The 21,462-nt window shown below is 56.5% G+C and carries 16 protein-coding genes and 1 pseudogene; 8 read left to right on the top strand and 9 right to left on the bottom strand.

Translation table 11 applies throughout. The features are described from left to right. Nucleotides 1–10: 10 nt before the first annotated feature. Nucleotides 11–1,957 (bottom strand): DUF1302 domain-containing protein, encoded by a 1,947-nt coding sequence (locus ADIMK_RS12670; protein ID WP_051692921.1) that lies wholly within the window; start codon nt 1,955–1,957, stop codon nt 11–13. Between the two features lie 245 nt (nt 1,958–2,202). Between ADIMK_RS12670 and ADIMK_RS12665 the strand changes: the two genes are divergently transcribed. The 5 genes from ADIMK_RS12665 (at nt 2,203) to ADIMK_RS12645 (ending at nt 8,909) form a co-directional block, all read left to right on the top strand. Continuing rightward, nucleotides 2,203–3,264, top strand: a complete 1,062-nt coding sequence (locus ADIMK_RS12665; RefSeq protein ID WP_036188720.1) for an AraC family transcriptional regulator — start codon at nt 2,203–2,205, stop codon at nt 3,262–3,264. Between the two features lie 191 nt (nt 3,265–3,455). Further along, nucleotides 3,456–4,541: a WD40/YVTN/BNR-like repeat-containing protein gene (locus tag ADIMK_RS12660; protein WP_036188718.1), complete on the top strand. Its 1,086-nt coding sequence runs from the start codon at nt 3,456–3,458 to the stop codon at nt 4,539–4,541. Continuing rightward, on the top strand, nt 4,538–6,907 hold the full coding sequence (locus tag ADIMK_RS12655) for an efflux RND transporter permease subunit (protein WP_051692920.1): 2,370 nt from the start codon (nt 4,538–4,540) through the stop codon (nt 6,905–6,907). The genes ADIMK_RS12660 and ADIMK_RS12655 overlap by 4 nt, the downstream gene beginning before the upstream one ends. Before the next feature lie 103 nt (nt 6,908–7,010). Next, nucleotides 7,011–7,277, top strand: coding sequence for a DksA/TraR family C4-type zinc finger protein (locus tag ADIMK_RS12650; protein WP_036188717.1), 267 nt, complete (start codon nt 7,011–7,013; stop codon nt 7,275–7,277). A gap of 309 nt (nt 7,278–7,586) precedes the next feature. After that, nucleotides 7,587–8,909 carry a cation:proton antiporter gene (locus tag ADIMK_RS12645; protein ID WP_051692919.1) on the top strand — a complete coding sequence of 441 codons (1,323 nt, stop codon included), beginning with the start codon at nt 7,587–7,589 and terminating at the stop codon, nt 8,907–8,909. A 53-nt stretch (nt 8,910–8,962) separates the two neighbouring features. Here the strand turns inward: ADIMK_RS12645 and ADIMK_RS12640 are convergent, their stop codons facing one another. The 4 genes from ADIMK_RS12640 to ADIMK_RS12625 form a co-directional block, all read right to left on the bottom strand. After that, nucleotides 8,963–10,639 carry a tannase/feruloyl esterase family alpha/beta hydrolase gene (locus ADIMK_RS12640; protein ID WP_051692918.1) on the bottom strand — a complete coding sequence of 559 codons (1,677 nt, stop codon included), beginning with the start codon at nt 10,637–10,639 and terminating at the stop codon, nt 8,963–8,965. 250 nt (nt 10,640–10,889) lie between these two features. Next, the gene (gene fadA / locus ADIMK_RS12635; RefSeq protein ID WP_036188716.1) at nt 10,890–12,068 is read right to left on the bottom strand and encodes an acetyl-CoA C-acyltransferase FadA; all 1,179 of its coding nucleotides are present in this window, start codon (nt 12,066–12,068) and stop codon (nt 10,890–10,892) included. Nucleotides 12,069–12,080: 12 nt separating this feature from the next. After that, nucleotides 12,081–14,228, bottom strand: a complete 2,148-nt coding sequence (fadB, locus tag ADIMK_RS12630; protein WP_036188715.1) for a fatty acid oxidation complex subunit alpha FadB — start codon at nt 14,226–14,228, stop codon at nt 12,081–12,083. A 316-nt stretch (nt 14,229–14,544) separates the two neighbouring features. After that, nucleotides 14,545–15,282, bottom strand: coding sequence for a hypothetical protein (locus tag ADIMK_RS12625; protein ID WP_036188713.1), 738 nt, complete (start codon nt 15,280–15,282; stop codon nt 14,545–14,547). 230 nt (nt 15,283–15,512) lie between these two features. Here ADIMK_RS12625 and ADIMK_RS21395 point away from each other — a divergent pair, with 230 nt between their 5' ends. Continuing rightward, a complete protein-coding gene (locus ADIMK_RS21395) occupies nt 15,513–16,955 on the top strand; it encodes a rhomboid family intramembrane serine protease (RefSeq protein ID WP_051692917.1) in 1,443 nt (480 codons plus the stop codon). Next, nucleotides 16,942–18,288: a hypothetical protein gene (locus tag ADIMK_RS12615; protein ID WP_036188711.1), complete on the top strand. Its 1,347-nt coding sequence runs from the start codon at nt 16,942–16,944 to the stop codon at nt 18,286–18,288. The genes ADIMK_RS21395 and ADIMK_RS12615 overlap by 14 nt, the downstream gene beginning before the upstream one ends. A 20-nt stretch (nt 18,289–18,308) precedes the next feature. Here ADIMK_RS12615 and ADIMK_RS12610 read toward each other — a convergent pair whose 3' ends face one another. After that, the gene (locus ADIMK_RS12610) at nt 18,309–18,527 is read right to left on the bottom strand and encodes a VF530 family protein (RefSeq protein ID WP_036188709.1); all 219 of its coding nucleotides are present in this window, start codon (nt 18,525–18,527) and stop codon (nt 18,309–18,311) included. A 90-nt stretch (nt 18,528–18,617) separates the two neighbouring features. After that, nucleotides 18,618–18,923 (bottom strand): MTH1187 family thiamine-binding protein, encoded by a 306-nt coding sequence (locus tag ADIMK_RS12605; protein ID WP_036188707.1) that lies wholly within the window; start codon nt 18,921–18,923, stop codon nt 18,618–18,620. Between the two features lie 91 nt (nt 18,924–19,014). Between ADIMK_RS12605 and ADIMK_RS12600 the strand changes: the two genes are divergently transcribed. Further along, nucleotides 19,015–19,656, top strand: coding sequence for a LysE family translocator (locus ADIMK_RS12600; RefSeq protein WP_036188705.1), 642 nt, complete (start codon nt 19,015–19,017; stop codon nt 19,654–19,656). A 51-nt stretch (nt 19,657–19,707) separates the two neighbouring features. On the opposite strand, the gene ADIMK_RS12595 is transcribed toward ADIMK_RS12600, so the two are convergent. Both ADIMK_RS12595 and ADIMK_RS12590 read right to left on the bottom strand, forming a co-directional pair. Further along, a complete protein-coding gene (locus tag ADIMK_RS12595) occupies nt 19,708–20,100 on the bottom strand; it encodes a YkvA family protein (protein ID WP_036188703.1) in 393 nt (130 codons plus the stop codon). Nucleotides 20,101–20,437: 337 nt separating this feature from the next. Beyond that, nucleotides 20,438–21,388 (bottom strand): annotated as a pseudogene (locus tag ADIMK_RS12590) (transposase); the annotation flags it as partial. Nucleotides 21,389–21,462 lie beyond the last annotated feature (74 nt).

The raw sequence follows: 21,462 nt of genomic DNA, 5'->3' as shown, positions 1-21,462 counted from the left end.
CTCCGTACGCTCAGAATGAGACAGATGCGCTGAGTGAGAAGTAATCGCGATCGGCCAGTGCGTTGTAGTCGCCGCCGAAGTAGGTGGTGTAACCGGCCTGGAACTGGTAGCGGTTCAGGTAATCGGCCGTGAGTGTCAGACCCAGTGCCTTCTCGCCCTCGCGGAAAGGTGAACCGGGCTCCGGCCCATAACCCTTGAGACCATGTTTCAAGCTGACCTGTGGCGTCAGGTTAAAACCGGCCAGCGCGTTGGGATAGGTAAGCGCGGCGCGCGCAACATAACCGAATGAATCGGCTGTGACGAACCCTTCGTCATCGCCTGCGGTGTAGCCGTAAGCACCAGGACGACCGTATTTGAGGGCGTTTTTGCCTTCATCCAGACCGTGAACATGGGTCCACCCCAGCTCGCCGATCAGCGCCAGACGGCTGGCGCCGAGCACGCGGTCGTAGAATTTGACGAAGCTGGTTTGTACCTGGGTAACGTCGAAGCGGTCATAGCCGCTGACGGTGCCGCCGGGGCCCGCATCGGCAACACGCTGGTCGGCCGCACTGTTGCCGCTGCCCCCGGAGAATTGGGTCAGGATAGCGGTGACCAGCAACGGGCCGTTGATCTGTATTGGCTGGTCATGCTTAAAGGAGACCTCACCGGACCAGGCAACATCGCCCAAGTTGGTATTAAAGCTTAACCCGAGCATCGCGATATCCTCGGGATACTCGCTGAAATAGGTGCTCTTGAACACGGCCGCGGTTCCGGCAGCGGTGGCAGCCGAAACGCCCGCGGATTGAGCCGCTGCCAGCTCGGCGGGTGTCGGAGCCAGCGGGTTGGCCGCATTGTCGATGATGTACTGGGTTGCAGCCGCAGTGCCGATGGCACTGAGGTCGGATGCCGAAACCGGCGTGTTGACGCCACTGCTGATCGGCAGGCGGCTGTGGTAGCGGGTCAGGTAAAAACCGAACTCGGTGCTGTTGAGGTTTTCGGCAAAGTAGCGCAGCGCGACACCGAACTGACCGTCATCATCGGCCGGACGGTAACCATCCTCGTTACGGTACACCACCGGGTCGAACCCAAGGGCCATGCCGGTAAAGGCGGTATTGAAATACTGCTCATCGGTGAGCCCTAAGGGCACACGGATACCGTTACACCCCTGAGCGGCAAAGTCATTGGTCGAGAAGTAAGTGCCGCATCCGTCGATGGCCGTAGGCTCCCAGGATAGCTGGTAAAAACCCTCGACACTGAGGTTGTAGGTGAGCCCCAGGGATGCAAATAGCTGGTTGGTCGGCAGCAGGGCATCCTTGATCTCGGCGCCGGGTCGACGGATTGCACTGACATCAAGCGGGCTGATGCTGTTGAGCCCGCCCTGAATGAAGGCGCTTTCGCCCCAGTTGACCACCTGGCGCCCGAGTCTCACATCGAGCGGGTACTGGTCTTCTGAGCCAAGGTCGAAACTGCCGTAAAGGTAGGCATCGAGCAGCTCGGCACCGGTGAAGCGGGCGTAATCGTTAAAGCCTGAGTCGCTCAGTTCGCTATTCGGCGCGTAGCCGTTAGCGGTGTTGCCGTGCGGGTGGTCGTCATCTTCAAGCGCGAAATCGAACCAGTACTTGCCGCGCATGAACAGGCCGATGTTGTCACGGCGCAGGTCCAGTTCGTGAACACCTTTGAAGGTGCGCGAGAAGATATCGCCCTGCTCGAAGTTCAGGTCGCCGTCGTCGTAACTGCCCGAGCCGTTGCTGCGACCGCCATTGGGCACCGATATCAGGTCAGCGTCCTGATCACTCAGCCGCCAACTGGCACCCACCGACAGTTGAGAGTCGAACCGACCCTCTATATCGCCTAAGTTGAACTGGACCGCCTGCGCTGTTGGGGCAAGGGCGGCACTGATCAATAATGCCAGTGTTGTGGGTGGAACAAGAAAAGGTCTGCGGCCTTGCGGCGTGTGAATGCCGTTTTTTGTTTCCATTTTCGTTCACCAGGGATTGTTATTTTTATAAGCTTGGTGGGGTTGTGCGCAGTATCGGTTATCTAACCATCAGATAATGTTATGTTTTTATCCCGATTGCAGGTTTGCGCATAGTCCCAGCTAATGATCATATTCCTGATCCGTTCAGTGCTTCACAATGACATTCATGTGCAGATTGACTGACAAAAGCGATCCGACTGAATTAAATTGAAAGAAAAATAACGATAAAGACGGTGGCAAGTGAGATGAATCGTACTGTAACGGTGCCGACTGGCTATGTACGCAATCTGTTGCAGCAGGCGCAGGCGCAGGGCTTTGATACCGGGGAGCTGCTGCAGGCGGTGGGTATAGACCCAAAAGAGATAGAAGCGCAAACCGAGTTCAGTGCCGAGCGCTTTGGGGCGCTATACCAGCGCGTCATGTATATCGCTCAGGATGAGTATTTCGGCATGTTGGCCGGCGGCAAAGTGCCCAACGGCACCTTTCGCATGATGTGCCACGCCATCATCCACTGCAAAACGCTGGAGAAAGCGATCTATCGGGCCAGCGCCTTTCACGAGATCTGCCGCGGAGCGGAGATCAAACCGGTACTGGTGCGCAAGGGTCGCTATGCCAAGGTGACCTTTTCTGCCATTGATAATGCCGATTTCGATTTCGACAGTTTTCTTGCCAATGAACCGCCGGAACGCATTCGCACCTCGCTGTCCATGTGGCATCACTTTATCAGCTGGCTGTTGGGCACACGCATTGAACTGAAAGCCGCTTACTTCACCTTTGCGCAACCGGCCGATCTTGAGGTGTACCACAAGCTTTTCCAGTCTGAACTGAAGTTCGAACAGCACGAGAATGCGTTTGTGTTTCCGGCGCGTTACCTCGATCAACCGCTGGTGCAGACCGAGGAGAGCTTGCGCAACTTCGTCAAGACTGCACCGTTTCAGCTGATTGCGATGGTCAATGACGATCCGTCACTGAAGTCGCAGGTGGTGGCGCTAATCGGCAAGGATTTCAGCCGCGAGCTACCCGGTGCCGAAGAGGTGGCCAAGGCGCTCAACCTGTCGGTATCCACCCTGCGTCGTCGTTTGCTTGATGAAGACACCTCGTATCAGGCGATCAAGGATGAGTGCCGCCGCGCCGCCGCGCTGCACTACATGAGCTCGCCTCAGCTGTCGATTAACGATGTGGCTGAACTGATGGGGTTTGACGAGCCCTCGGCGTTTTTCCGCTCGTTTAAACGCTGGACAGGGATGACGCCGGGTGAATACCGGCGCAGTGACGCCTACCAGCAGCAACTGATGCACAGCCGATGAGCGGTAGGCTGGGGTTTTCTGCGTGGGTGACGGAAAATGTCAGTGACTGAGCGTCGTTTTGCCATTGCTGTTTCGGGCTTGGCTGGCGATGCTGGCCAGGCCCTTGCGATGCACGTTCGGGCACGGTGTAACAAGCTGATCCACACCGCTGGTAAGCTCTCCCGATAATGATGATAAGAACCGGGGATTTCATGCCTAAACAGCCCTCGCTTTATTTCGTATGGCTCTGTCTGGCCCTGTTGGCCAGTCCGGCCAGCGCCACGTCGTTCGACCGACTCGATGCACCTGCCCTGGTCTCATCCAATGCCACTTCGGGGTTGCTGCTGGATATACAGATTCCACCAGGCACAGAGCGTCTGGTGACGGCGGGAGAGCAGGGCGTCATCCTGTATTCCGATGATCGGGGCAGCAGCTGGCAGCACGCTCAGTCGCCAGTGTCGGTACTGCTGACCGCACTGAGTTTTGCCGATGCCCGGCAGGGCTGGGCCGTAGGGCATGACGGCACGATTTTGCACACCGCCGATGGCGGGGAAACATGGCAGGTTCAGCGCGCCGGTATGGCGCTGGTGGCGCAGCAGCGAGATGACCTTCAGCAACTGATCGACAACCCTCCGGCGGACGCGTCGGCGCAAGCGCTTGATGAGTGGCAGTATCGCCTTGATGATGTGCAGTTTGCCCTGGACGATCAGGCGATGCCGGTGCTGCTCGATGTGCTGTTCATTGATGATAGGCACGGCTTTGCACTGGGTGCCTATGGCGCACTGTTTGAGACAAAAAACGGCGGCGAGCAGTGGAGCAGTATCGGCTACCGCTTACCCAACCCCGACCGGCTTCACCTCAATGCGGTACTGATAACCCGCACAGGACGCCTGCTGATTGCCGGTGAGGCGGGGTTTTTGGTGTACAGCGACGACAACGGGCAGCACTGGCAGCCGTCGCAGTCGCCCTACGCCGGTTCTCTGTTTGGCCTGAGTGAACGAGACAAGGTCTACCTTATGGGCTTGCGTGGGCATCTTTTCAGCTCTCGCGACGGGGTGAGCTGGCAGGCGGAGCACACGAATGTAGACGGTACACTGAACGGCGCAATCGCATCGCCCGATGCCCTGTATGTTTTAGGGCAGGGTGGGCTGCTGCTGGCGCGCACTCAGGATGAGTTCGAGCGGATTAAGTTGCCACAACGGCGTGGGTTCACGGCGGGCGTTGCGCTCGACAATCGTCTTTGGCTGGTGGGTGAGGGCGGTGTCAGCAAGGTGGAACTGTCAGGAGGTGTGCAATGAGCCGTCTCGACAGCGCACTGCTGGCGCCGATCAAGGCGAGCGAGCGGTTACTTGAAACCCTGCTGTTCGGCTACCGATTGCCTGTTGCCTGTGTCTTTCTGCTGGTCACGCTGTTTCTGGGCTGGCAGGCGGTGCAGATTCGTCCCGATGCCAGCTTTGTGAAAATGATCCCGAGCTCTCACCCATGGGTGCAGAACTATCTGGAGTACCGGGATGATCTGGCCGGGCTTGGCAACAGCATCCGAGTTGTCGTGGCACCCACTGAGGGCGATATTCTGGATAAACGTTTCCAGCAGACGCTCAAAGAGGTGACCGACGAGCTGTTTTTCATCTCCGGCGTGGATCGCTCGGCCTTGCAGTCGATCTGGACGCCCAATGTACGCTGGACCGAAGTCACCGAAGAGGGCTTTGTCGGTGGGCCGGTGATTCCCGATGGCTACGACGGCTCGGCGCAGTCGCTGGAAGCGTTAAGGGTTAACATCCTGCGCTCGGGGCAGCTTGGACGCCTGGTGGCCAACGACTTCGGCTCGGCACTGATACAGGTGCCGCTGCTGGACCGTGATCCGGAAACCGGCAACAGGCTCGACTATCAGCACTTCTCTGAGCAGCTTGAGGCGCTGGTGCGCGACAAGTACAGCTCCGACAAAATCGAGATCCATATCACCGGGTTTGCCAAGGTGGTGGGCGATCTGATCGACGGCGCGGTGCAGGTCGCGCTGTTCTTTGGTATTGCGCTGTTGGTAACGCTGGTGCTGCTCTATCTCTATTCACACAGTCTCACCGGCACACTGATTCCGCTGCTGTGCTCGGTGATGGCTGTGATCTGGCAGCTGGGTCTACTGCGATTGCTGGGCTACGGGCTTGACCCGTACTCCATGCTGGTGCCGTTTCTGGTGTTTGCCATTGCGGTGAGTCATGGCGTGCAGATCATCAATACCGTGCGTCTGGAGGCTGCCGCCGGTGCGTGCAAATTCACCGCGGCGCGCAACGCCTTTCGCTCGATCTATATCGCCGGGGTGACCGCATTGCTGTCGGACGGTCTGGGGTTTGTCACCCTGATGGTGATCGATATTCAGGTGATTCGCGATCTCGCCGTGGCGGCCGCGCTCGGCGTGATGGTCATCGTACTGACCAACCTGTTTCTGCTGCCGCTGTTGATCTCATGGACCGGCGTTGGTAAGCGCGCGATTCACAAGGCCAGGCACGGCAAGGAGCACAGTGCAGTCATCTGGCGTGCACTGACGCGCTTTGCACGCCCGCGGGGAGCGCTAGTCGCCGTCGCCTGTGCCGTGGGGCTGGCGCTAGTTGGCGTTCAGGCGGGGCAGTCGCTGAAGATAGGCGATCTCAGCGCCGGCGCGCCCGAGCTGCGCGCAAACTCCCGTTACAATCTGGATAACGCCTACATCACCGCTCACTATGCCAACTCCAGCGATGTATTTGTGGTGATGGTGAAAACGCCCGCCGAGCAGTGCAGCAGCTTTGAGACGCTTCAGCGGGTGGATCGTTTTCAGTATTACCTTGGCAATGTAGCGGGTGTGCAGAGCAGCGTGTCGCTGGTGGATGTGGCCGAGCGGGTTACCGCAGGGCTTAACGAAGGCAACCCCAAGTGGCGCAGCGTCAGCCGCAATCAGTATGTGATCAACTCATCGCTGCGCTATATCCCTCAGGGACTGATGAATGATGACTGCTCGTTGATGCCGGTGATCGTGTTCCTTGAGGATCATCGCGCCGAAACGCTGACACGTCTGGCATCGGCGGTGGAGCGCTTTGCGAGCGACTACAGCAGCGATGACGTTCAGTTCCTGATGGCGGCGGGTAATGCCGGGTTTGAGGCGGCGACCAACGAAGTGATCGCCGATGCCCAGTACAAGATGCTGATCTGGGTGTATGGCGTCGTCAGCCTGCTGTGTCTGCTGACGTTCCGCTCGATCAGAACCGTCATCTGCATTATCACGCCGCTGGCGCTGACCTCTTTGCTGTGTCAGGCGCTGATGGCGCAACTCTCCATCGGCGTGAAGGTCGCAACACTGCCGGTGATTGCGCTCGGTGTCGGTATAGGGGTGGATTACGGTATCTATATCTATTCCCGGCTGAACACCTTCCTCAAGCAGGGGATGGCGCTGCCGCAGGCCTATTTCGAAACTCTGCGCAGCACGGGGAAATCGGTGGCGTTTACCGGACTGACGCTGGCCATTGGCGTCGTGCTCTGGGTGTTTTCACCGATACGGTTCCAGGCCGATATGGGGCTGCTGCTTACCTTCATGTTCCTGTGGAACATGCTCGGCGCGCTCATTTTGCTGCCGGCGCTGACCTGTCTGCTCAACCCGGTCCGCGCGCCTTACAAGAACGCGGTAACACAGAGCTGAGTGCTGTGCGTAAAGAGCAACCTTGAATGTCGCATTCACGGCTATGTCATATAGCCAATCAGGCGTAAAGTTAAAGGGTAATGCGGTTACGTGAGGTTGCTAGATGGCAAGTGGCTGGGCGCAAGATGGCGCCGTACAGGATCAGATTGATGCGACGGTAGAGTCGGCGGTTCAGCGCGCGCAAAGTCGTATACCCAAGGGCGAGAGTCTGACCCATTGCGAAGAGTGCGATGCCCCGATTCCGGAAAAGCGTCGAGTGGCGATTCCCGGCGTTCGGCTGTGCATCAAGTGTCAGTCGGCGCTGGAGCAGACCGAGAGATCGGATGCGCTCTACAACCGGCGAGGCAGCAAAGACAGCCAACTGCGTTAACCCTGCCGGGGCGGTAATCATGCCAACCGCCCCTGACCGACATGGTCGAATTCCGAGACTCTCTGTTGCCTGATTAGTCCGAGTGCGCGACTCAGGAATAGGGGCCTTCGTGATAACATTGACGCCCATCAAATGAATGCGCTGAAGCCTGCTCAGGGCAACATCTCATCACAGCGCATACCCCCGATTTCAATACGTTTCGCCGTCCGGCGAACGTGCTCAGTCAATGCGTCTGCCGGTCACGTGTCGATTCCGGACCGGAGCGTTATCGCTGAACCGGTTTTTAAATTGATGCTCAGGACGTGACCCATGAACGCGTGGTACCTGCTCTGCTTTTTATCGGCGCTTGCCATACTGATAGCCTTCACCAACCAATATATCCTCCGGCTTCAAACCACCATCGCGATCACAACCGGTTCCGTAGTGATCTCGCTGGTGCTGATGCTGGCCGTCAAGCTACTGGACGACGAGACGGCAAAGGGTATTACCGAGGTGATTGGCGCTTTGGATTTCAACCAACTTCTCCTCAAGGGGATGTTGGGGTTTCTGCTGTTTGCCGGTGCCCTCGAGATCGATCTTCATGCGCTGCGAAAGCAGCGTTGGGAGATTACGGTGCTGGTGCTGTTTTCGACACTCGCATCGACCTTTATGGTCGGCTACCTGTCGTATTGGCTGCTGGCCGCGCTGGGCTGGTCGGTTCCGCTGATCTACTGCCTGCTGTTCGGTGCACTGATCAGCCCTACCGACCCGATAGCGGTGCTGGCGATCATCAAGCAGATGCGTGCGCCTAAAGGGATCTCCATACAGGTGGAGGGCGAATCGCTGTTCAATGACGGTGTTGGTCTGGTGGTGTTTACCACAATCTTTGCCGTGGCGTTTGCAGGCACCGATCCGACTCTGTCCGGTGTGGCCGAGCTATTTCTGAGTGATGCCGTTGGCGGTATCCTGTTCGGCTTTGTATTGGCGCTATTCGGCCACTTTCTGCTGTGCAACTCTAAAGATGACGCGCACCTTCGCCTGCTGATTACCCTGACTATCCCCTCAGCGGGCTATGCGCTGGCCAACATGATGGAGATCTCCGGCGCACTGGCGATGGTCGTGGCCGGAATCTTCATTGGCAACGTCACCCGCGCCAAGGTGGCCAACCCTGATGATCCGATGGGGTCTTACTATGTGAACAGCTTTTGGCACGCAACCGACAGCTTCCTTAACGCCTTACTGTTCCTGCTGATCGGCTTGATGCTGGTGAGTATGCCGGTGACCCTCGCCGAGATCGGTATCGGGCTGCTTGTTGTGCCGCTGGTGCTGCTTGCACGATTGGTCAGTGTCGCTATTCCGTTCAGCGTATTCAGGCGCTATCGCCGATACGATGTGAACTCGGTCAGAATACTGACCTGGGGCGGATTGCGGGGCGGTCTGGCGCTGGCCATGGCCGCATCGATCCCCAGTGGCTTGGTGTGGGTGAATGGCACCGATATTCACAACCTGCTGCTGGTCATCACCTATACCGTGGTGATCTTCTCGATTGTGGTACAGGGGCTGACAATAGCGCCACTGGTGCGCAAGAGCATCGAGGCCGCCCGTCTCGAGCGGGGGGCTGCACATACCATCGATCTGCATTCAGACCACTGACACACCGAAAAAAGCCGGGCCATCAGGCCCGGCTTTCTCTAGCGGATTATCGGTTATTCACAGGTGAAACTCTCGGCGCTTTCAGGATCGCCACCTGTGTATTTGGCGGTCTGAGGGTAGGGGCAGAGTTTGCGTGTGCGCGTCTCTGACCAGCCTGAGAACTTCTCGGCACCGGCCCGGTGGCTAGCCATTACAGCCTCGGGCTCTTCGCCATTTTCAACCCAGTTCACCAGTTGCTCAAACAGGTTGAAATCGTCGGTGGTCATGCCGCCTGAGCAGTGGTTCATGCCCGGAACCGGATAGAGTTTGACGAAGCGGTCCGCTTTGCCGTGGTAGTTGTCGGATAGCCGCTTGTACCAGTTTTCGGTATCCAGATACGAGAAGACCGGATCCGATACCCCGTGGAAGATAATCATCTTGCCACCGCTGCGGTTGAATTTCTTCAGCTTGGGGTTATCCACATCAGGCGGCGTCATGAACGACATGGCTGACTCATGGAACTTGCCGCGTCGTGCATAGATCATGTCACCATCGTTGGCGATATCGAAATCGAGCAGAAATTGATTAAGTGTGGCCGGATCGCCCGCGATCTCGGTTGGCGGGGTGGTAAATATCTGCGCGAGAGACGACGAGCCCATCACACCGATGAGCGGAAGGTTATCCCAGGGCGGTATGCCGCTTGATATCTTCCAGAACTTCCAGTTCCCGCCGGCAATACCCGGATCCCAGGCCCAGTCGCTATACAGTGCGTTACCTTTACGGTCTTTGGGGCCAGCATAGATAGTCTTGAGTGCCTGTGCTTTCGCAGGTGCTATGCAGGCGTCCGACTGACCTTCGGCGCATACGTAGTTATCGATATCGAACGTGGCCTGACAGGCCGCGATATCCGATACCATCTGATCCTCCAGCCCATCAAGCGCATCGCAGGCCTGAATGACTGCGGATGCGACGAGCACACGGTCTTCGTCAGTCAGCGAGGTGCGTACATCGCCATTTATGGCGCTGAGCTGCTGAACATCGAGCGCGTGCTGAACCGCCGCTTTTGGCAGGTTGAAGCCGGGCGCCCCGACGAGAAAACCGTCATATGCATCGCCCAGTCGGGACGCGGCTACCATCGCATGACGCCCACCATTGGAGCAGCCCACACCGTAGGAGTACTCAGGCTCCTGATCATAGAAGTTATGGATGATCTGCTTAGCGATCGGCGTCAGGGTCTCAACAGTTTTATAGCCATAGTAGAGGCGTGCCTCCGGATCGAGCCCAAAGCGTGATCCGCCTGCCAGTCCCGCCTCGGGATAGGTTGATCCATCGTGACCGGCATCGGAGGAGAGCACAGCATAGCCCTCGCCAAGTGCAGTGCGGTCGGTGTTTCCGCTTAGTAGAGGCCCGGTTGCGGCTTTGACTTCGCCGTCATTGCCGCCGTTGAACTGGTGTACAAAACTGCCATTCCACTGGTCGGGCAGGTTCATCTCGAACTGGATGGCATAGTCGTGCCCGTCCTGTCCTACACGCTCAGCTGTGACCGCTCTGATCTGGCAATGCGCCGGCAGGCTGGCGCTCTCGGCGACCGGTTGACTGGATTCTACCCGAACACCCGGAATGCCGAGTGTGTCGGTATTGACGTTACTGCAGGAGAGTTGGGCATAAGCAGACTGAGAAGCGCCCGCTATCAGCAATGCGCCTAGACTCACTTTGCTGAGTCGATGGCTAAAGGGTTGTTGGTTACCCATGGTACTGATCCTCAGTATTTATATTTATAGGGATACAGTCTCGGCCAGCCGCCCCATTGAACGGCATAAAGCGCTGACCAAGGACGTGGTTGCGCAATTATATTGAGATAGTGCTAAACAATGGTCCAATCAACCGTTTGCTAAGTCAACAATTTGTGCGATTGAAATCGAATGACGTGAAAGGCGCTCAGAATAAAAAAGCCGGGCTTATGGGCCCGGCTAAAAAGGGTGAGAGTCAAATCAGAGAGGATTAATTTAAACGCTCAAACACAGTGGCGATCCCCTGGCCCATGCCGATGCACATGGTGGCCAGACCCAAGGTGGCTTTTTGCTGTTCCATCACGTTCAGCAACGTGGTGGAGATACGTGTACCCGAGCAGCCAAGCGGGTGACCAAGCGCGATAGCACCACCGTTCAGGTTCACTTTGGTATCGAGCTCATCAAGCAGGCGAAGCCCCTTGAGCACCGAGATCGCCTGTGCGGCGAATGCTTCGTTCAGTTCAACCACATCCAGATCCGCGACGCTCAGCCCTGCGCGTTGCAGTGCCTTCTGCGAGGCGGGTACCGGGCCGTATCCCATGATCGAAGGATCACAGCCAGCGACCGCCATGCTCAGAATACGGGCGCGTGGCTTGAGCCCCAGTTCATTGGCCCGGGCTGCCGACATCACCAGCATGGCTGAAGCGCCATCCGATATCGCAGACGATGTACCGGCGGTAACGGTGCCGACCTTGGGCACGAACACCGGCTTCAGTGCGGAGAGGGTTTCCACGGTGGTTTCCGGGCGGATTACCTCGTCGCTCTCGACCAGTGTCTTGAATCCGCGTTCGTCGTGTCCTTCGACGGCGAGTATCTCGTTGGCCCAGCGGCCTTCCAATGCTGCTTTGTGCGCCAATTGATGTGAGCGGGCTCCGAAAGCGTCCTGCTCCTCGCGGGAGACCATGTTCATTCTGCCGAGCATCTCGGCGGTGAGGCCCATCATCATCGACGCTTTGGCTACCTGTTTGGATAGGGACGGGTTGATATCCACGCCGTGATCCATCGCCACATGACCCATATGCTCGACGCCGCCGACGATGAAGATATCGCCGTTGCCGGTCTGAATCGCTTGCGCTGCGGTATGCAACGCCGACATGGATGAGCCGCATAAGCGGTTGACGGTCTGCCCGGCCACCGTGTGGGGTAGCCCTGCCAGAAGGGATGCGTTTCTGGCCACGTTGAAGCCTTGTTCGAGGGTTTGGTTTACGCAGCCCCAGATTACGTCTTCAATTGTATTCGGATCCAGTTGCGGGTTTCTGGCCAGTAGACCGCGTATGGTGGCGGCGGAGAGCTCTTCGGCGCGCACATTACGGAAGCAGCCGCCTTTCGAGCGCCCCATCGGGGTACGTACGCCATCAACGATGACGACATCTGTTGGTTTCAGGCTCATGCTCTGCACTCCTTATCCGAAATAGGTCTGGCCGTTGGCGGCCATCTCACGCATGGTGTCGGTGGGTTGGTACAGCTTGCCCAACGCGCTGAAGCGGTCGGCAAGCTGGCAGAACGCGCTCAGCCCCATCTGGTCGATGTAGTAGAGCGCACCGCCACGGAACGGCGGGAAGCCTATGCCGTATACCAGCGCCATATCCGCTTCGGCGGCCGAGCCGATGATGCCCTCTTCAAGGCAACGGGCGGTTTCAATACACAGCGGGATCATCATGCGTGCGATGATCTCGTCATTGCTGAATTCACGCGGTGCGCCTACTGCACCCTCGAGCAGTTTCGCAAGATCCTCGTCCACCAGCTTTTTGGGCTTGCCCTTGCGGTCCACCTCGTAGCGGTAGAAGCCCTGGCCGTTCTTCTGGCCCAGACGGTTAAGGCTGTACAGCCGCTCGATGGCCGTTTCGCCCTCGTGCGCCATACGATCGGGGAAACCCGCTGCCATCACACCATCGGCATGGCAGGCGGTATCCATGCCCACCACATCAAGCAGATAAGCAGGGCCCATCGGCCAGCCGAAGCCCTCCATCACCTTGTCGATCTGCTGATAGTCGGCGCCATCGCGCAGCAGGGCTGAGAACCCGGCAAAGTAGGGGAAGAGCACGCGGTTCACCAGGAAGCCCGGGCAGTCGTTGACCACGATAGGGGTCTTGCCCAGCGCCTTGGCATATGAAACGGTACGTGCCACTGCTTCGTCGGACGTTTTTTCACCACGGATAACCTCGACCAGCGGCATCCGGTGCACCGGGTTGAAAAAGTGCATGCCGCAGAAGTTTTCTGGCTTTTTCAGCGCCGTGGCCAGCTCGGTGATCGAGATCGTGGAGGTGTTGGATGCGAGAATCGCACCCTCTGGCAGTGTTGCTTCCACCTCGGCCAGTACTGCTTTCTTCACCTTCGGATTTTCGACCACCGCTTCAACTACCAGATCGACTGCGCCGAAGTCACCGTAACTCAGCGTCGGGCGAATATGGCCAAGCGCCTTGGCCATCTTGGGTGCATCGATCTTGCCGCGTTCAACCTGCTTGTTGAGCAGCTTGGCCGCTTCATCAAGGCCGAGCTGGATCGCCTGTTCATTGATATCTTTCATCAGAATCGGCGTACCGCGTGATGCGCTCTGGTAAGCGATACCGCCGCCCATAATGCCTGCGCCGAGCACGGCCGCCTGTTTCACCGGCGCCGTGTCACCCTCGTACTTCTTGCTTATGCGCTTGATCTGCTGATCTTTCAGAAATAGCCCGACCAGCGCCGGTGTAACATCATTCGTTGCCAGCTTGGCAAAGCCCTTGGATTCTATTGCCAGTGCCTCATCGAGCCCTTTGGTGGCGTGGCTCTGCATCGTCTTGATCGCCGCCAGCGGCGCCGGGTAATGGGGGCCGGCCTTGGCACCCACGACGCCCTTGGCAGACTCGAATGCCATCATCATCTCGATCTGGTTCAGCTTGATCGGGCTGCGTTTTTCGGCTCGGCGGGCACGGTAGTCGAACTGGCTCTCAACACAACGGCGCAGCAGGTCCAGTGCCGCGTCTCGCAGCTGATCGGGGGCGACAACCGCATCCACCGCACCATCTTTCAATGCCTTGTCGGCGCGGTTTTCGGCACCGCCGCAGATCCACTCGTTGGCATTATCCACACCGATCAGTCGCGGCAGGCGCACTGTGCCGCCCCAGCCGGGATAGATCCCAAGCTTTACTTCGGGCAAGCCAACCTTGGCACCTTGGGCCATGACACGGTAATCACAGGTGAGGCAGAGCTCGAAGCCACCGCCAAGTGCAAGGCCATTGATTGCGGCTACGGTGGGGAACGGAAGCTCCTCAAGGCCTGTAAACAGGGTGTTGATCTGTCCAAGCCCCTCAACGATGGCGGCCTCGCCGGCCGAGAACAGGCCCATGAATTCGGTGATATCGGCACCGACAATGAAGCTCTCCTTGGCACTGGAAATCAGCAGCCCGGTGACATCCGGTGCGGCTTTTAGGGCCGATAGTGCCTCCTGCAGCTCGGCTAAAGTAGCCCGGTTCAGAGTGTTGACGCTGTGCTCACCGTTTGCGAACACCAGCTCATACAAACCCTCTTCTACCGCTGCAACGTGAATCGTTTTTCCTTCCATCAACATGGTCAGGCTCCGTAGCAGTGTTGGGCGGCGATTGAAGACGCCGTCCGTTTTTTGTTGTTCCGGTGATCTAAGTCTAGGGCAGGGCGGGATTTCGACAATGACAGGAATCGCCAAGCTGTTTGACGTTATCGGTCAGGAGTATTTAAACAGGGGCGTTGAATAGGCTTTTTCAGTAACAAATTCGTGCAATGTAGGGTCTTATATGCACTGACGCGTATTGATCCAACAATCCTGATGCAAAGTTTGAAGCGCTCGGCAGCATATCGAACGTGAACGAGGCCGATATAAAAGAGTGCGTCAGGCCAAAGTGATGCGGTTAAAGATAGAAACCTGCGCCGGATAGTATTTCGCGCACCATGCGTGTGTCCTGCTCGCTCGTATCGCTGAGGGCGAGTGTTTCGCGCAGATTATCCAACGCATCTTGCCCGGTCGTGACCTCATCATAGCGACCATCGCCTGGCTTAAGCATGATGTAAGAACCTTCTGCCTGGCTGTAGGCCAGCTTCACCTTCTCGCCATAGGTTTGCTGAAGCTCACGCTCAATCACCAGCTGGTCCGCAAGCTCTGCGATAGTGCGTTGCCAATGCATAGACCTTTCAAATACATCACTAGGCAGAGTGAACAGGCCGTCACTCATGCCGACTGAGCGCAAGCGCTCCAATGGGCCGTCCAGCGGTTCAACCGAGATTTGGGTTAACCGGTATTGGCTGTACTCAGGGTGTTCGGCGAGCTGGCGCTCCAGTGCCTCCTGATCTGCTAGTACCGACATGTCGATGTCCCAGCTTAAGCCTCCGGTCTTGTCACTATCGAGTGAGTGTCCCGCCACAATCACATCAATACCGTTGATCGTCTTGTACTGGACGGTATCCGATTGGCCGTTCTGATCGTCGCCCGATTGAGCGGTGGCAATGTCTTGCCGCTGATGGACGTTCTCGTCCGGTTGTCTTTGACTGGTCGCTTTCTCCAGCAACTGCTGGAAACTGTCGCCCTGGGCTCTGGAGGGCCCGGATTTGCTAGGTGTTGTGGCTGTGCCGGATGAGATGTTGTGAATCATGACCCATATCCTATGAAAACATTCCTTGCTTTGAATTCAATCAAAGCAACTTTCATTCCATTGGGCGCAGGTGATCTTGGTTCATAATTGGTAAGGTTTAAACGGCGTTAACGCTGCCTGAGTCAAGAAAGTATCCGTCAGTGCTCGACCCAAACGTGTGGGAATTGCATGATGGTGCTGGCAAAAATGGATGTGATGCTCACTAAAAGGACTTAAAAGGGCTAAAAACGATGATCATCGTCCCCACCGAGAAGCGGCTTGAATGGAAGAACGCGCCGATTGTGCTGATCGCGATTCTGATCGCGAATCTGCTGGTGTTCCTGTTGTATCAAAGTGGCGATGAGCGCAAGGCGGTGGAGGCGATCGGCGGTTTTGTCGAGTCTCACTACATCGACGATGAATGGCCGATCTTCAAGCGCTATATGGAGCTTGAAGACCGCGACGCCGAACTGAGCGAGTTGCAGCAGGCGAGAGAAGCGGGGGATCAGTACAGCATTGCGCAACAGATGCTGATGGATACCGGCTATTACCGCCATATATCCAACAAGGCACCGTACGCTTTCGAGCCTGACCTATACGAGCGATGGCAACAGGTGCGGCCCGAGATCCAGAACACCTTCGACTCCATCAGCAGCTTTGCCTATGGCCTGCGATCGTCCGATCTGTCGCCGGTCACTTTAATCACCCACCAGTTTCTGCACGGCAGCTTTGCCCATATCTTCGGCAACATGCTGTTTCTGCTGCTGTTCGGTTTTGCGGTAGAAGCGGCGCTCGGTCATCTGCGGTTTCTGATTTTCTACCTGATTGGTGGCGCTTTGGCCGGTCTCACACAGGTGGTCTTTACATTGGGCAGTGATGCCCCGCTGATCGGTGCATCGGGCGCAATCTCGGGCGTTATGGCGATGTATCTGGCGATCTTTCGACTCAGACGCATCGAGTTTTTCTACTGGGTGCTGTTTTTTGTCGGTTACTTCCGCGCCCCTGCGCTACTGATCTTGCCGTTGTATATCGGCAAGGAGATCTATCAATACTATTCCATGGACGGCTCGAACGTGGCCTACATGGCCCATGCCGGCGGTTTTGTAGCGGGCGCGGTGTTGATTGGGCTGGCGATGCTATTCAACAAAAACGCCGTAAACGAAGCCTATATCGAACAGGATCAGGATCTGACGCACAGGAACAAAACACTGGCGGAGATCTACCGCGCGATCGAGTTGCTACGCTTTGACGATGCCCATAAGCAGCTCGCCAGCCTTATCGAGCGTGAGGGTGTGGACTACTTACTAGCCCGCATTCGATACAACCTGGACAAAATCAAACGGGGCGAGCCGTTCATTCCCAGCTTCTGTGCACTGATGACGCAGAAAGGGCTCACGCAGCCGGAGATTGGTGATCTTAACCATGTATGGCAGCAGGAAGAGCAGGCCAGTGAGCTGCTTCCGGCTGCTGATCAGCTTGAGCTGGCGTTCCGTTTCACCACGTTGGATGATCTCAAGGGCGCTGCGAGCATTGCCGAGCACCTGTACCAGAGCGGGTACAAGCCCAATGAAGTTCTGCTGCTGTGCCAGCGTCTGGCGACGCGATATGGTGAGCTGCGCGACAAGGGCAACGCCCAGAAGTACCAGCAGTATGCAAGCCAGCTGACTAAGGATGGTCACAATGGAGTCATGTAAATACCACCCCGATACATCGCCGAACTTCCGCTGCGATGCCTGTGTGGATGATTTCTGTACCCAGTGTGTCGACCACTCGGTAGAGGGTGAGGCGCGCTGCTTTCAGTGTGGCGGGCTGCTTAGAGTCCGGATACCGGCGGACAGCGTTGAGCCCCTCTCCAAACGGCTTAAGAAGGCGTTTATCTACCCGCTTAATCGCAATGCTATCGGCTTTATCATCGGCTTGAGCGTTATCACGACTGTGCTGTCGATCTTGCCGATTGGCGGCTTGTTGCAGTTCATCGCCTTGATGTTTTGCAGCGGCGTGGCCGTGAACTACAGCTTCCTCTGCCTCAAGGCTACATCGGTGGGGCATATGGAGCCCCCGACGCTGAGTGAGGCGGTGGAGGGCTCGTTCAGTATCCTGATCCGATTGTTTGCCATGTTCGTGTTGATCGGTATTGGTCTTAGTCTGCTTGGCGGTGTTTTGGGCCCGATTGCGGCGATACTGGTGATCATGACGTTGATCGTCGTGCTGCCGGCCATCCTGATGAGCTTCGCTATGACCGATAACCTTGTTGAGGCGCTCAATCCCGCTAACTTTTTCGGCCTGATCAAAGCCACGGGCCTGCGCTATTGGGTGCTGATCATCTTCCTGTTCATTATGGTGAGCTCGGTGTCGCTGCTCAGTGCCGTCATCGGTGATGAGCAGCATGCGCTCTCGGCTATCGTGCAATCCTCCATCTCCTCCTACTACTCGATGGTGGAGTTTCATCTTATGGGCTACCTGCTGTACCAGCATCAGGAGCGCTTAGGGTTGTCGTCCCACGATGCCGAGGACAAGCTGCTAAGGGCTGCAACCCCTGCGAGTGTGGCGCTGGCGCATGTGAATCTCTGCCTGAAAGCGGGGGAGTACTCGCGGGTGTTCAGTATTCTGCATCACGCGGTTGCGAGTGATCCGAAAAACACCCGCCTGTGGCAGCGATACTTCGATGTGTTGTGCAAGCTGGAAAACAAACCGACCCTGCGCAAACTCGCCGATCGATACTTTCACCACCTGCTGGAGAGCGGGCAGACCTTTCGCATGCTAAAGGATGCACGCAGGCTGCAAACGTTGCTGCCGGACTACATGCCGGAGTATCCGCACATTCGATACCATCTGGCCAACGAGTATTTCGGTGGTGGCGATGCCAAGACAGCGGTGCAACTGCTCAGCGGCCTGCACAAACAGTTTCCTGACTACGGACGGCTGGTGGATGCCTACACGTTGATGAAACAGGCGCTGGAGACACTGCCCGGCATGGAGGTGCAGGCGGGCAAGTGTCAGGCACTGCTGGATCGGCTCAAGGCGTAATGTCGCAAGCCGACGGGCACTCAGGCGAATGTCTTGATATACAAGGCTTCCACCTTGTCTCTTGCCCATTGGGTTTTGCGCAGAAACTTCAGTGACGACTTGATCGACGGATCATTGTGAAAGCAATTGATATTGATCCTGTCGTAGAGGCCGTCCCAGCCATAGTGCTCGACCAGTCGCGTCAGGATGGACTCAAGTGTGAGACCGTGTAGCGGGTTGTTGGGCTGTTGTTGAGTCATCGCGTCTGTCCGGCTTGGTTAAAAAGGCAGCTGTTACATAAAGGCCCGAATCAGTCGGGGCCGGCCATGATACAGCCATTGTGCGATACCTCAATCAGCGGCCAGCTTGGCTGTAACGCTCTGAATCTTATCGTCCATGCTCTGTTCCCGATCGGTGCGGGTACCCAGGCGCATGGAGGAGCTGATGCGCGGCGCCCCCATCTCATGCACCACTTCGTGACAGCGCTTCACGGCGGCCATCACCTCATCCCAGTCGCCCTCGATGTTTGTACCGTAGGCATGCATCTGATGTTCAAGGCCTGCGTCCTCAAGCACCCGCTGGCAGGCGGTGACGTAATCCGATACCGACACACCCACGCCAAGCGGTATTACACAGAGATCAATCATGACTTTCATAGCGGCTCCCGTTTGAATCATCCAGCGTTGTTAACTGTATACTGCCTTTTGCATTCCAAATGTACATCGACCTACTTACGAGATTACTGACATGGACGCCATTTCACCGCTTTTAGCTTATGCCGCCGCTCTATCCATTGCAGCTGTCATCCCGGGCCCCGGTATCGCTGCACTGGTCGGGCAATCCCTCGGGGCGGGGTTGCGCGCATCAATGTTCTTTTTGGCCGGGATAGCCTTAGGCGATCTTGTTTATCTCTCGTTAGCAGTGGCAGGCCTCGCGGCGATAGCCCAACTCTTTGCTGGCGCGTTTCTTATCGTGAAGGTTCTTGGTGGGCTCTACCTCATCTACCTCGCCTACAAGTTTTGGACAAGCGAGGCAGGTTTGACCCGTGTGAATGATGTGAAGAACCGTAGGGGCTTGAAGGCGTTTCTGGCAGGTTTTGCTGTCACACTAGGCAACCCGAAAACCGTGGTGTTCTATCTTGCACTGCTGCCAACGGTACTTGATTTGACGGCTGTTGGGTTATCGCAATGGTCGGCACTGTGCTTGCTCACGATCACCGTGATCTTTGCGACCCTCGCACCCTATGCGATCCTCGCTTATAAGGCACAGGGTCTGATGTCACAATCCGGAACGCTTGTGAGGCTTAACCGCATCGCTGCCGGCATTATCGGAGGCGCGGGCGTGTTGATCCTTGGGCAAGCCGCAACAATGGCTGCGCGGCGGACATAACCTGAAGCGGTTTGTCCAACTGTCTATATGAGTCGGAAATGTTGGATAGGCTTACGGGCTGCGCGCCAACACCTTAAATATCCACATGGCGCAAAAGGCTGTCAGTACCAGCCATATAATGGCAACGACCGCTCCCGCGATCCAGCTGACAGGCTTTCCATTTTGGAAGGCTGAGTGTGCCTGCATGCGACACTCCTCCAATATCGTGCTTGGGATCAGTTTTATGGCCAAGGCGATACCTAAAGGTAACAAGAAGAGATCATCGACATATCCGATGACGGGGATAAAGTCGGGAATGAGGTCAATCGGGCTGAGAGCGTAGGCCACGATACTGGCCACCAGCAGTTTGGTATACCAGGGTGTTCTCGGGTCGCGCGCGGCGAGGTAAAGCGCAAACGTCTCAGACTTAAGTTGCCGCGCACGTTTTTTCAGTTGATCGAGCACACTTTAGATCCGGATGGTTTTTTACATACCTGAATCATTCGATACTGAACCTTTGCAAGCGTCTATGCCAGTGACGTTCGATAGCGGTTAAAGGTAGTGGTAGGTCATAACATCGCAGATGCTGCCAAATCAGACAGAGAGGTCACCAAATACACATCGGGCAGGGTCTACCAAGCGCACAGGCTGTGTGAAAACAACACATCTGCAAGGGACTGATAGTGCCGGTGTGACACGATAGCTGCTGTCTCATGCGGCAGATGACATACCGCTAGCATCTACTTTGTTCTGTTAGATGGTACCTGGAGGCATCCCGTCGCTTATACAGCCGGTGAAACGGCTATTCTTTCAGCGCTATCAACAAGTTTTTCGGTCCCAGTATGGAGAGCATTCGCTTCAGGTTATACGCGAGTACGTGCACGCCCATCTCTGTACTGACATTTTTAAATCGTCTGGTCAGGAAGTGGGTTGATCCCATCCAGACCTTGATGGTGCCGAAGGGGTGCTCAACGGTACTCTTTCGTATCAACATGGTGTCAGGTGCCGCTTGAAGCCGTCGCTTCATGCTCTCCATTTCATCTTCATGGGCCCAGTGACGCATTTTCCGCGGCTCTTTCTTTGAGTGTGTGCACTTGGCCCAGATCGAGCAGTCCCCGCACGCTGCGCTGTTGAAATACACTTTCAAAGCCTGTCCCTTTTCAAGGGACTCGAAACGCTACTGTAGTTCCTGGCCCGCCGGGCAGATATAGAGATCCCGCTCCTGTTCATAGCAGAACAGCGATTTATTAAAAATGCCATTTTTCTCTGCCCCGGAAGTATCCCCTTTGGGAACCAGGGCGCTGACGCCCGTATCCTGAGCCTCTTTGATATCTTGGCGGCTGTAATAACCTTTGTTGGCAATCACTGTAATTTCATTGTTGGCAAGAGCCGATTGGGCCAGCCATGGGAGTTGGCCTCGGTCATTGGTGTTTGTGACCTCATGGGCGACGATGAGATGATGCTTGGTATCAACGGCACTCTGAACGTTGTAACACACCTGTCGGGTCATACCTTCAGTCTTCAGTAGACGAGAATCTGGGTCTGTCGTTGAGACCTGCTTTTCTGGGTGTCGATTGACTTGATCTTCGATGATCCTTAGTTCGGATATGCGCTGTTTCATCCATGAAATCTTTTGAGCGACAGTGACTTCGTCTTCCCGGTAAAAATCTGCGGCATCGGCTTGGTCGAGCCGAGCAAGATAGTGTTCGATGTGCTTTTCGAAGCGCTCGATATGCGCTCGTACTTTCTCCGGTTGACCTTTCCCCTGAATTAGCACCATGACCTCGATGAGATTTCCATTTACCCTACGGAGATGGAGATCTCGAC

This window comes from Marinobacterium lacunae (assembly GCF_000705555.1).
Lineage (GTDB): Bacteria > Pseudomonadota > Gammaproteobacteria > Pseudomonadales > Balneatricaceae > Marinobacterium_D > Marinobacterium_D lacunae.
This window is presented reverse-complemented; position numbering and strand designations above follow the sequence as displayed.

Coding starts and splice junctions, on each gene's coding strand:
- ADIMK_RS12640 (WP_051692918.1), bottom strand. CDS start 10,639: ATGGGTAACCAACAACCCTTTAGCCATCGACTCAGCAAAGTGAGTCTA.
- ADIMK_RS12660 (WP_036188718.1), top strand. CDS start 3,456: ATGCCTAAACAGCCCTCGCTTTATTTCGTATGGCTCTGTCTGGCCCTG.
- ADIMK_RS12610 (WP_036188709.1), bottom strand. CDS start 18,527: ATGACTCAACAACAGCCCAACAACCCGCTACACGGTCTCACACTTGAG.
- ADIMK_RS12670 (WP_051692921.1), bottom strand. CDS start 1,957: ATGGAAACAAAAAACGGCATTCACACGCCGCAAGGCCGCAGACCTTTT.
- ADIMK_RS12655 (WP_051692920.1), top strand. CDS start 4,538: ATGAGCCGTCTCGACAGCGCACTGCTGGCGCCGATCAAGGCGAGCGAG.
- fadA (WP_036188716.1), bottom strand. CDS start 12,068: ATGAGCCTGAAACCAACAGATGTCGTCATCGTTGATGGCGTACGTACC.
- ADIMK_RS12605 (WP_036188707.1), bottom strand. CDS start 18,923: ATGAAAGTCATGATTGATCTCTGTGTAATACCGCTTGGCGTGGGTGTG.
- fadB (WP_036188715.1), bottom strand. CDS start 14,228: ATGTTGATGGAAGGAAAAACGATTCACGTTGCAGCGGTAGAAGAGGGT.
- ADIMK_RS12600 (WP_036188705.1), top strand. CDS start 19,015: ATGGACGCCATTTCACCGCTTTTAGCTTATGCCGCCGCTCTATCCATT.
- ADIMK_RS12665 (WP_036188720.1), top strand. CDS start 2,203: ATGAATCGTACTGTAACGGTGCCGACTGGCTATGTACGCAATCTGTTG.
- ADIMK_RS21395 (WP_051692917.1), top strand. CDS start 15,513: ATGATCATCGTCCCCACCGAGAAGCGGCTTGAATGGAAGAACGCGCCG.
- ADIMK_RS12625 (WP_036188713.1), bottom strand. CDS start 15,282: ATGATTCACAACATCTCATCCGGCACAGCCACAACACCTAGCAAATCC.
- ADIMK_RS12645 (WP_051692919.1), top strand. CDS start 7,587: ATGAACGCGTGGTACCTGCTCTGCTTTTTATCGGCGCTTGCCATACTG.
- ADIMK_RS12650 (WP_036188717.1), top strand. CDS start 7,011: ATGGCAAGTGGCTGGGCGCAAGATGGCGCCGTACAGGATCAGATTGAT.
- ADIMK_RS12615 (WP_036188711.1), top strand. CDS start 16,942: ATGGAGTCATGTAAATACCACCCCGATACATCGCCGAACTTCCGCTGC.